The 9,154-nt window shown below is 68.1% G+C and carries 11 protein-coding genes; 3 read left to right on the forward strand and 8 right to left on the reverse strand.

Annotated features, from left to right (window positions below; all coding sequences use genetic code 11):
- Positions 1-30: 30 nt before the first annotated feature.
- From NA8_RS30465 to NA8_RS30480, 4 genes are all read right to left on the reverse strand, one after another.
- Positions 31-495, reverse strand: a complete 465-nt coding sequence (locus NA8_RS30465; RefSeq protein WP_063053757.1) for a DUF5130 domain-containing protein — start codon at positions 493-495, stop codon at positions 31-33.
- Positions 482-760 (reverse strand): aa3-type cytochrome oxidase subunit CtaJ, encoded by a 279-nt coding sequence (ctaJ, locus tag NA8_RS30470; protein ID WP_063053758.1) that lies wholly within the window; start codon positions 758-760, stop codon positions 482-484. Before ctaJ ends, NA8_RS30465 begins: the two co-directional genes overlap by 14 nt.
- Before the next feature lie 102 nt (positions 761-862).
- Positions 863-2,467 (reverse strand): glycoside hydrolase family 13 protein, encoded by a 1,605-nt coding sequence (locus tag NA8_RS30475; RefSeq protein ID WP_063053759.1) that lies wholly within the window; start codon positions 2,465-2,467, stop codon positions 863-865.
- A gap of 217 nt (positions 2,468-2,684) precedes the next feature.
- The gene (locus tag NA8_RS30480) at positions 2,685-3,089 is read right to left on the reverse strand and encodes a globin (protein ID WP_063053760.1); all 405 of its coding nucleotides are present in this window, start codon (positions 3,087-3,089) and stop codon (positions 2,685-2,687) included.
- A 243-nt stretch (positions 3,090-3,332) separates the two neighbouring features.
- On the opposite strand from NA8_RS30480, the gene NA8_RS30485 reads away from it, so the two are divergent.
- Complete coding sequence (locus tag NA8_RS30485) at positions 3,333-4,037, forward strand: HNH endonuclease (RefSeq protein WP_174315501.1); 705 nt, start codon at positions 3,333-3,335, stop codon at positions 4,035-4,037.
- Between the two features lie 4 nt (positions 4,038-4,041).
- Here NA8_RS30485 and NA8_RS30490 read toward each other — a convergent pair whose 3' ends face one another.
- Positions 4,042-4,608: a helix-turn-helix domain-containing protein gene (locus NA8_RS30490; protein WP_063053761.1), complete on the reverse strand. Its 567-nt coding sequence runs from the start codon at positions 4,606-4,608 to the stop codon at positions 4,042-4,044.
- A 165-nt stretch (positions 4,609-4,773) separates the two neighbouring features.
- Between NA8_RS30490 and NA8_RS30495 the strand changes: the two genes are divergently transcribed.
- Together NA8_RS30495 and NA8_RS30500 are read left to right on the forward strand one after the other, a co-directional pair.
- Positions 4,774-5,469 carry an AzlC family ABC transporter permease gene (locus NA8_RS30495; RefSeq protein ID WP_063053762.1) on the forward strand — a complete coding sequence of 232 codons (696 nt, stop codon included), beginning with the start codon at positions 4,774-4,776 and terminating at the stop codon, positions 5,467-5,469.
- Positions 5,469-5,777, forward strand: coding sequence for an AzlD domain-containing protein (locus tag NA8_RS30500; RefSeq protein WP_063053763.1), 309 nt, complete (start codon positions 5,469-5,471; stop codon positions 5,775-5,777). The genes NA8_RS30495 and NA8_RS30500 overlap by 1 nt, the downstream gene beginning before the upstream one ends.
- Positions 5,778-6,030: 253 nt before the next feature.
- Here NA8_RS30500 and NA8_RS30505 read toward each other — a convergent pair whose 3' ends face one another.
- From NA8_RS30505 to NA8_RS30515, 3 genes are all read right to left on the reverse strand, one after another.
- Entirely contained in the window at positions 6,031-6,699 is a 669-nt protein-coding gene (locus NA8_RS30505) for a DUF8185 domain-containing protein (RefSeq protein ID WP_084467200.1), read from the reverse strand.
- A gap of 45 nt (positions 6,700-6,744) precedes the next feature.
- Positions 6,745-7,197: an acyl-CoA thioesterase gene (locus NA8_RS30510; protein ID WP_063053764.1), complete on the reverse strand. Its 453-nt coding sequence runs from the start codon at positions 7,195-7,197 to the stop codon at positions 6,745-6,747.
- Positions 7,198-7,205: 8 nt separating this feature from the next.
- Positions 7,206-9,154, reverse strand: a 1,949-nt coding sequence (locus NA8_RS30515) for an NAD-glutamate dehydrogenase domain-containing protein (protein ID WP_174550163.1), incomplete at its 5' end; no start/stop codon positions are given.

Raw genomic sequence — 9,154 nt, forward strand, 5'->3', positions numbered from 1 at the left:
TCGGGTGGAGCGCCGGACTACGACAGCGAACTACCTGCCGATCGCGGCGGCCATCACGCGCACCGCGGAGACCACGCCGTCGATCAGCTGGCCCTGCCGAAACGAGCTCAGCGCGGCGGTGACGCCGAGCTGGCAGACGCGATCGTTCGCACGGTCGGCGACCGCCTTGCCCGAGCGCACCTCGATCGCCTTCTCGTTGGGCGAGACGGCGATCAGCACCGAGTGCGCCGCCTCGGGCGTGCCGGGGAAGATCGCGTCCGCGGCCGCGGCCGGGTCCTCGCCCAGATCGCCGATGTAGACGTTGAAGCGCACCTTGGTCGCGCGGGTCGCCTCGGTCAGCACGTTGTCCATGGTGAGCCGCTCTTCATCGTTGAACGGCGCTTCCTTGAACACGTCGCCCGCCTCGTGCACGCCGGAGACGCGCCCGCTGCTGGTGATGGCGTATCCGTGCGGCAAATCGGCTTCGATCACCGCGGGCCATTTAGAACCTGCCACTTGCCCGTCCTCCGATCAGCTCCACCTCGGTGGACTCGATGGCCGCATGGTGTCCATGCGGCGTTTCCGGAAAGTGGTGACCCGAGCCGATCACCTCTTCAGTGGCACTCCACAGCACCGGCGGCTGGGTCCACTTCTGGCCGAGGGCGAAGTGGACCGGCTTCTCGCCAGGCAGCGGCTTACCGAGGAACGACAATCCGGCGATCACGCCGTAGATCACCAGCGGGATGCCGGCGAAGATCAGCACTGTCTCGAGAATGCTCACGAGTCAAAGGTAGACGATCCTCTGTAGTAGTTCTCCGTCCGGTCGCGCAGGAACGCCGTCCGAGTCGACGACACCGGCGCCGAGCTGGGAGTTTCGCCGAGCTCAGACCAACCAGGCGGCCGCGTTGGGCGGCAGCTGGCCTCCCTCGGCCGGCGCGCTGGCCAGCAGTACGTCTCCCGGCGGTAGCTGGATGGGCAAGTCCGAGGCGTTGAGCACGCAGACCAGTCCGCCCGGTCGGCGGAACGCGAGACAGCCCGGCGGGCTGCCGTACCACTCGACCCGGTCCCCAGCGAACTCCGGACGCTGCGAGCGCAGTTCGATACCCAGGCGGTATAGCGAGAGGGTCGAGCCCAGCTCCTCGAGCTGAGCCTCCACGGTCAGCGACGCCCAGTCCGGCGGAATCGGCAGCCACGGCGTTGCGGTGGTGAACCCGTACGGCGGCGTGACGCCCTCCCACGGCAGCGGCACCCGGCAGCCGTCACGGCCGCGCTGGGTGTGCCCGGAGCGCTCCCACACCGGATCCTGCAACACCTCGTCCGGCAGGTCGTCGACGTTGGGCAACCCTAGCTCGGAGCCGTTGTAGATGAACACCGCGCCGGGCAGCGCCAGTTCCAGCAGGATCATCGCCCGAGCGCGCGCGACGCCGAGCGCGCCGCCGCCGTACCGGGTGACCTCGCGCTCGATGTCGTGGTTGGACAGCGTCCAGGTGGGAACGGCGAAGACCGGGGCGACGGCGGCGAGCGAGTTGTCGATCGCGTCGCGCACCGCCTCGGCGTCGAACGACGATTCCGCGAGGCGGAAGTTGAACGCCAAGTGCAGTTCGTCAGGGCGTACGTACTCGCCGAAGCGGGTGTTGTCGTTCACCCACACTTCACCGATGGTCACCGCGTCGGGGTATTCCTCGACCACCTTGCGGATCCGGCGGTGGATGTCGTGGACGGCGGGATTGTTGAACCGCGGGTCGCTGTCATCGTGCGCCAGCAGGGCCGAGGCGGACAACTGGGGCATGTCGGGCAAACCGTCGGGCTTGGCCATGCCGTGCGCGACGTCGATCCGGAACCCGTCCACCCCCCGGTCGAGCCAGAACCGCAGTGTCTGCTCGAAATCGGCGGCGACCTCGGCATTCGACCAGTTCAGGTCCGGCTGTTCCCGGGCGAAGATGTGCAGGTACCACTGGCCGGGCGTGCCGTCGGGTTCGGTGATCCTCGTCCAGGCCGGGCCACCGAAAATGCTCGGCCAGTTGTTGGGCGGCTCGGCGCCGCCGGGCCCACGGCCGTCGCGGAAGATGTACCGGTCGCGCTCCGGGCTGCCGGGAGGCGCGGCCAGTGCCGCGCGGAACCACGGATGCCGGTCGCTGGTGTGGTTGGGCACCAGGTCCATGGTCACCCTGATCCGGCGGGCGTGCGCCTCGGCGATCAGCGCGTCCATCGCGGCGAGCCCGCCGAAGAGCTGGTCGATATCACGCGGGTCGGCAACGTCGTAGCCACCGTCGGCCATCGGCGAACGCATCACGGGACAGATCCACAGCGCGTCGACCCCGAGCAGTTCGAGATAGCCCAGTTTGTCCCGGACTCCCCCGAGATCGCCGACCCCGTCTCCGCTCGAGTCCGCGAAAGATCTCGGATAAACCTGGTAGAACACGGCCGACCGCCACCACGGCTGAGTGGTGGGATCCACCGGCGCCGTTACGGCTGGTGCATCACTCACATCCGCAATAGTGCCAAAGTTTCGACGCGAAAGCCTTCAGGCGATATGAACTTTCGAATCGCGGGCAAATGTCCAGCAGCAACCCGCGCCGAGGCGAAAAACCTTGCTCTACATCGCGTCTCAGGCCCAGCGCTCCCGGCGAACTTCGTTCACCAGCGAATCCGTCGCCACCACAACGCGGTACAAAACACACCGCCGCCCCATGGCGAAGCCATGGTCAGAACGGGGCGTTCACCAAGGAGTTGGCGGCCATCTCCAGGTAGTCCAGCAGCGCCTTGCGATGCTCGTCGTCCAGGGTTTCGGGCTCGATCTCGGCGACCGCGATGCGCATACACCGCAGCCATGCGTCCCGCTCGATCGGCCCGATGGTGAACGGCATGTGCCGCATGCGCAGGCGGGGGTGGCCGCGCTCGTCGGAGTAGGTGCGCGGACCGCCCCAGTACTGCTCGAGGAACATTCGCAAGCGGCGCTCCGCCGGGCCGAGATCCTCCTCCGGATACAGCGGACGCAGCACCTCGTCGGCGGCCACCTCGCGATAGAACGTCGCGACGAGCCGCTGGAACGTCTCCGCGCCACCGACCGTCTCGTAGAACGACGTCGCCGTCTGTTCGCCCGAAGTCATAGACCCTCTCGATTCACCGGATGCGCCGCTGTCCATTGTGCCCGCGCCGGGGGACTGCCGCCGCACTGCCCTCGCGCTGCCGCTCGGCAACCGGAACATCGCGCTGAAATGGCACTTCAGCCACAGTTAACCGGACATTGTTGAAAATCACCGTGCAATGCCCGACATTCCATGGTCAACTGGGTGACAGTCTCTGCTTTGCAGATACCACATGATCCTGCCAATCATGAAATCGAGGTCGAGATGAAGCAGCGGCACAGCGCCCGATCACACGAGGCGCGAGCGCACCGACAACTCCAGCCCGCCGACGTCCACAATCGTGGGTCGGGGGCTACTCCGCTGCACATCGTGTCCGACCATCACCCGGGTGGACATCGTGGCCATCATGACCACGGACCCCGGCCCACCGCCCCGCCCGCCGAGGGCACGAACTGGCTCAAGACCAGGGTGTTGCTGTTGAACGCCACCTACGAGCCGCTCACCGCTTTGTCCGCGCGCCGCGCGATCGTCTTGCTCATCTGCGACAAAGCCGACGCCATTCATCACAGTGACGAAGGGCCGGTGGTCCACTCCGCCGAGACTGCGGTGGCCATCCCCTCCGTGATCCGCCTGCGCAGCTATGTCCACGTCCCGTATCGCGCCCGGGTGCCGATGACCCGCGCCGCCCTCATGCACCGCGATCGCTACCGCTGCGGTTACTGCGGCGGCAAGGCCGAGACCATCGATCACGTCATCCCGCGCAGCCGCGGCGGGGAACATTCCTGGGAGAACTGCGTCGCCAGCTGCGCGCCGTGCAACCACCGCAAAGCCGACAAGCTGCTCAGCGAGCTGGGCTGGACGCTGCGCGCCCCGCTGGTCTCGCCGAAGGGCCCGCACTGGCGTCTGCTGTCCACCACCGCAGAACTCGACCCCGTGTGGTTGCAGTATCTCGGCGAAGGCGCCGCCTGACCGATCAGGTGTATTCCACCACCAGCGTCGCCCAGGTCGGCGAGGCCAGCGCCTCGAACACGTGCGGCCGGTCACCCGGATATGCGATGTAGTCGCCCGGATGCAGTTCGACGGGCGCGTCGACCGGTCCGACCAGCGCGCGCCCCTCGGCGAGCAGTACATGTTCGACCACACCGGGGATGTGCGGATCCGAGCGGCGCGCATGCCCCGGCTCCGCGGTGATGCGAAACAGGTCGCGGCGCGAATTGGCCGGCCCGGCCGCCAGCAGGGTCGCCCGGTATTCGGATTGCTCGGCCGCGACGACCGGGCCCTCACCGGCACGAATCACGTGGACGTTCGGGCGCGGCGGGTCGAGCAATCGGGAGAACGGCATATCCAGGGTGACGCACAACGCCCACAGGGTTTCCAGGCTCGGATTCCCGGCGCCCGATTCCAATTGTGACAAGGTGGATTTCGCGATACCCGCCCGGCTGGCGACCTCGCTCAGCGACAACCCGGCACGGGTACGCTCGCGGCGCAGCGCGGCGGCGATCACCGCCTGGGGTGTTGTCGTCGCGTCCTGCTCGGTCATACCCGCTCCGTTTGTTCTGCGGCCTGGCGCTGCGTGTTCGGTCTCGGTTCGTTCGAACCCTATGGCCGTGGCCGGATAGTTGCGCCCCGCCGCATCTACTGCCTACGAAACCGGCGACAGAAGACCATATTGACGGAACCGGGCGCCATGTTCACTATAAACAACATGCGTTCGATATGGCGAACACTCGATCGGGAGGTGATGGCGAGCATCGGGGCGGTGTGCCTCGCCGTCGGCGTGATGGGGGTCTCCTATGGGGCCACCGCGGTCGCGGCGGGCTTGCCGATCTGGCTTCCGATCCTGCTCGGGTACGTGGTGCTCGCCGGAAGCTCGGAATTCCTCTTCATCGGCATCGTCGCCGCAGGGGGCAGTCCGATCGCGGCGGTGCTGGCGGGTTTGCTGGTGAACGCCAGACATGTGCCGTACGGACTGTCGGTCCCCGACGCGGTGGGCACGGGCTGGCGCAGGTCGCTGGGCGTCCATCTGATGAACGACGAGTCGGTCGCCATGACCATCGCGCAGCCCGACGCGCGGCGCAGACGGGCGGCATACTGGCTCACAGGCGCGGGGGTGCTGCTCGCCTGGCCCGGCGGCGCCGCCATCGGGGCGTTGATCGGATCGGTGGTCCCGGACACGTCGGCGTTCGGACTCGACGCGGTGTTTCCCGCAGTCCTGCTCGCGCTGGTGCTGCCGGCCCTGCGGGATCGCACCACCCTCGCCGCAGTGGGTGCGGGCACGGCGATCGCGCTGGCCTGCGCTCCGTTCCTGCCCACCGGACTGCCGGTCCTCCTCGCCCTCTGCGGGGTGCTGGTCGCGGCGCGGGGAAAACCTGAGCCGTCGGCCGCACGGGGAGCCGCGTGATGCTGGCCGCCGGAATCATCGCTCTCGCCGCGGGCACCTACGCGTTTCGCTGGGCCGGGCCCGCGCTGCGCGAGCGGGTGCGCATTCCGGCGCGCGTGGTGCGCTTGCTGGAAATCGGCGCCGTCGTGCTGCTGGCCGCGGTGGTGGCCGTGACCACCCTGCCGATCGGCACCGCGAGCCTCGGATTCGCCGTGCCCGCAGGCGTTCTCGTCGGTGGAGTGCTGGCCTGGTACCGACGCCCGATCTTGCTGGTCATGCTCGCCGCCGCCGCGACAGCGGCACTCCTTCGCTCGATCGGCGTCCCCTGACGGGCCCGAGCATGCTCCCTGCCACCTTTTTTCGCGAAGGGCGGCCCGTCCCCTCCTGCCGACGGCGCCGCCCATACCATCGATCGCTCCCGGGCGTCCACGTGCTGCCGGGTCCGCCTCGCGCATGGAAATAACGCTGCGTACAGCACGACCGAACTCGATGGTGACCGTTCGGAGACGGATGACACGGACGTAGACATCCGAGCAGTGCAACGGTGCCCGAGGTCCGCAGCGGTTTCGGCGCGCGGCACGCTCAACGCGGTAGCAGGGGAATCCCTCCGCCGAGCCGCCGAGCCACCGAGCCGTAGCGGGCGTCGAGCCGCAGCCAAGTCCTGGTCGCCCGGACGCGCACGATCTCGGTGGGCGGGATGCGACGGGCGTCGGCCTTCTCCCCCGAATGCGGGATGAAGTCCATGGCCGTGAGGGCGAAGACGACCCGCATCGGCACCTGCACCCGGGTGCCCGCGCCGGACACGGTCAGCACCGTCTGATCGAGCAACGAGGCGGGCGGGCCGTGGCTGCTGCCGTGTTCCTTCGCCAGCTGCGCACCCTGCTCGGCGAGTTCCACCAAGGTGCGCGCGGGCACGTCGTCGACGTGCGCGAAACCGTCCGTCGGCGGCAGCGCGCCACGCCACGCGGAATCCATGGAAAATCCCAGGTCGATCGGACCGCCGCGCGCCGAACCGGCCAGCACGAGATCGGCGCCGACGGTCACGTCGTCGACACCGAGCTCGGCGACCACGGTGCGCATGGCCAGCGCCTCGAAACCCGTCGCCACCCAGGCCGCGACGTACTTCTCTCCGCGGCGGCGCAAACGCACCACCGCCGCCGGGTCCAGCCGCACGGCCCTGGTCAGAAACGTCGCGAGGTTCTCTCGCTCCGCCGGATCCGGCACATGCAGCACTCGTTGTTCCGCTATCACGGCAGCTCCGCCGTCAGCACTCGACGATCATCGACGCGCGGCCACTCACTCCATCCATTCGGACAGGTAATCACGCTCGGCGTCGGTGAGCCTGCGCAATCGCTGCGCCCGCATGTCGAATGCCGCGATCTGCGTGGACGCGACCACGGCCGCGGGCGAATCGGGCTGCGCGCCCGCCGCCCGCACCTCGTAGCCGATGGTGAAGTCGACCGCGCGCAACTGCTCGATCCACATGGCGATATCCAGCGGCGTGTCCTCGTGCCGCAGCTGGCCGCGGTAGCGGACCCGCAGGTCCGCGAGTACGCAGCCCTCGCGCAGCGGGGCGGTCGGACGACCGTCCTCGAACAGCCACGGAATCCGCGCCTCTTCCAGCAACGTCACCATCCGGGCATGGTTGACGTGCTGGAACACGTCCATGTCCGACCACCTGACGTCCACCTTGGCGTGGAAACGCCTGGGCAGCACGAGGCTGCCCGCCGCCTTCCCACTTCCACTCACCGAACTCGTCAACGCGGTACCTCCGATTGAGCGCCCACCCCGCTCACCATGCTCCGCACTTGCCGCGCTGCAACCGACAACGTGGCGAGATCGTGGGTTCCGGACTCGAACAACTCCGACAGCGCCGCCCTGGCTCGGCCGAGGCGGGACTGATTCTTCGACTCCCAGTATGCAATCTTCTCATCCGCCGTCTCCTCGGGGTCACCGCCGGAGAGCACGTCGAGGGTGAGCGAGCGCAGCGACCCGTACATGTCGTCGCGCAGCGCGAGCCGCGCCAGCGCGTGCCAGCGGTCACCGCGTTCGAGGTGACTGACCGCCTGCAACAGCCAGTCGATCTTGAGGTGATCGTTGAGCGCGTAGTACAGCGACCCGACCTCGTCGCCGTCCCGGTCGGTGATATCGGCGATGTCCACGATGTCCAGCAGCGGGAACAGGTGGAGCAGGCCGAAGACCTCGGTGGCCAGATCGGTCGGCGCGCCGCGGGCGATCAGCTCGGCGGACCGGGCGGTGAGGGTCGACACGTGGTGTCCGCGCAGCCATCCCGGCACCTTCGGGGCCAGTTCGCGCACGTCGGCCCGGTACCGGCTGATTTCCGAGCCCACCGCGATCGGCTGCGGCCGGTTGCTCAGCAGCCAGCGGGAGGCCCGGTCCAGCGTGCGCTTCGTCTCCAGTTCGAGCAGGTCGCGCACCGACGTGGGCGCGTCGCACGCACGGATTCGCGTCCACATCTGGTGCAGGTCGAAGATCCCGCTGGCGGCGGCGAAAGCGCGCACCGCGTCGGTGGTGGTGGCGCCGACCTCCTCGTTGAGCCGGTGCGCGTAGGTGATGCCACCGTAGTCCACCATCTCGTTGGCGATCATGGTCGTGACGATCTCCCGGCGCAGCCGGTGCCGCTTGATCGCCGCCCCGAAACGGTCGCGCAGCGGTGTCGGGAAGTAATGCGGCAGCCGCATGGCGAAGTACTGGCTGTCGGGTAGGTCGGAGTCGAGCAGATCGGCCTTGAGCGAGAGCTTCACATGCGCCATCAGATTGGCCAGCTCCGGCGACGCCAGCCCGGAGCCTTCTTCCAGCCTGCGCTTCATCTCCTGATCCGAGGGCAACGCCTCGAGTTCTCGATCCAGGCCGCGACGCTGTTCGAGATCCTCGACGAGCCGCATCTGCACTCTCAGCATCTGCGACGCCTCGGTGCGCGAGATACCCATGAGGAAGTTCTGCGCCACGTTGTCCCGCAGGACCATTTGCGCGACCTCGTCGGTCATCGAGGCAAGCAGCGGATTGCGGTCGTCCGGCGGCAGCTGACCGCTGGAGACGACGGCATCGAGCAGGATCTTGATGTTGACCTCGTGGTCGGAGCAGTCCACGCCCGCCGAGTTGTCCAAGGCGTCGGTGTTCATCTTGCCGCCGTTGCGGCAGAACTCGATGCGGCCCAGCGCAGTCGCACCGAGATTGCCGCCTTCGCCGATCACCTTGACCCGCAGTTTGTTCCCGTTGACGCGAACCGGGTCGTTGGACTTGTCGCCCACCTCGGCATTGGTCTCGCTGCTCGCCTTGATGTAGGTGCCGATCCCGCCGTTCCACAGCAGATCGACCGGGGCGAGCAGGATGGCGCGGACCAGATCCGGCGGCGACAGCGAGACGACGTCATCGCCGAGGCCCAGCGCCGCCCTGGCCTGCGGACTGATCGGCACAGCCTTCACGGTGCGGTCCCACACACCTCCGCCGGGGCTGATCAGCGACGTGTCGTAATCCGCCCACGACGACCTCGGCAACGCGAACATCCGCTGCCGCTCCCGGTACGAACGCGCCGCGTCCGGGTCGGGATCGAGGAAGATGTGGCGGTGGTCGAAGGCCGCCACGAGACGAATATGCTCCGACAACAGCATGCCGTTGCCGAAGACGTCGCCGCTCATGTCACCGACGCCGACGACGGTGAAATCCTGGGTCTGCGTATCGATGT

Source organism: Nocardia arthritidis NBRC 100137 (assembly GCF_001612765.1).
In the GTDB taxonomy this organism is placed as follows: domain Bacteria; phylum Actinomycetota; class Actinomycetes; order Mycobacteriales; family Mycobacteriaceae; genus Nocardia; species Nocardia arthritidis.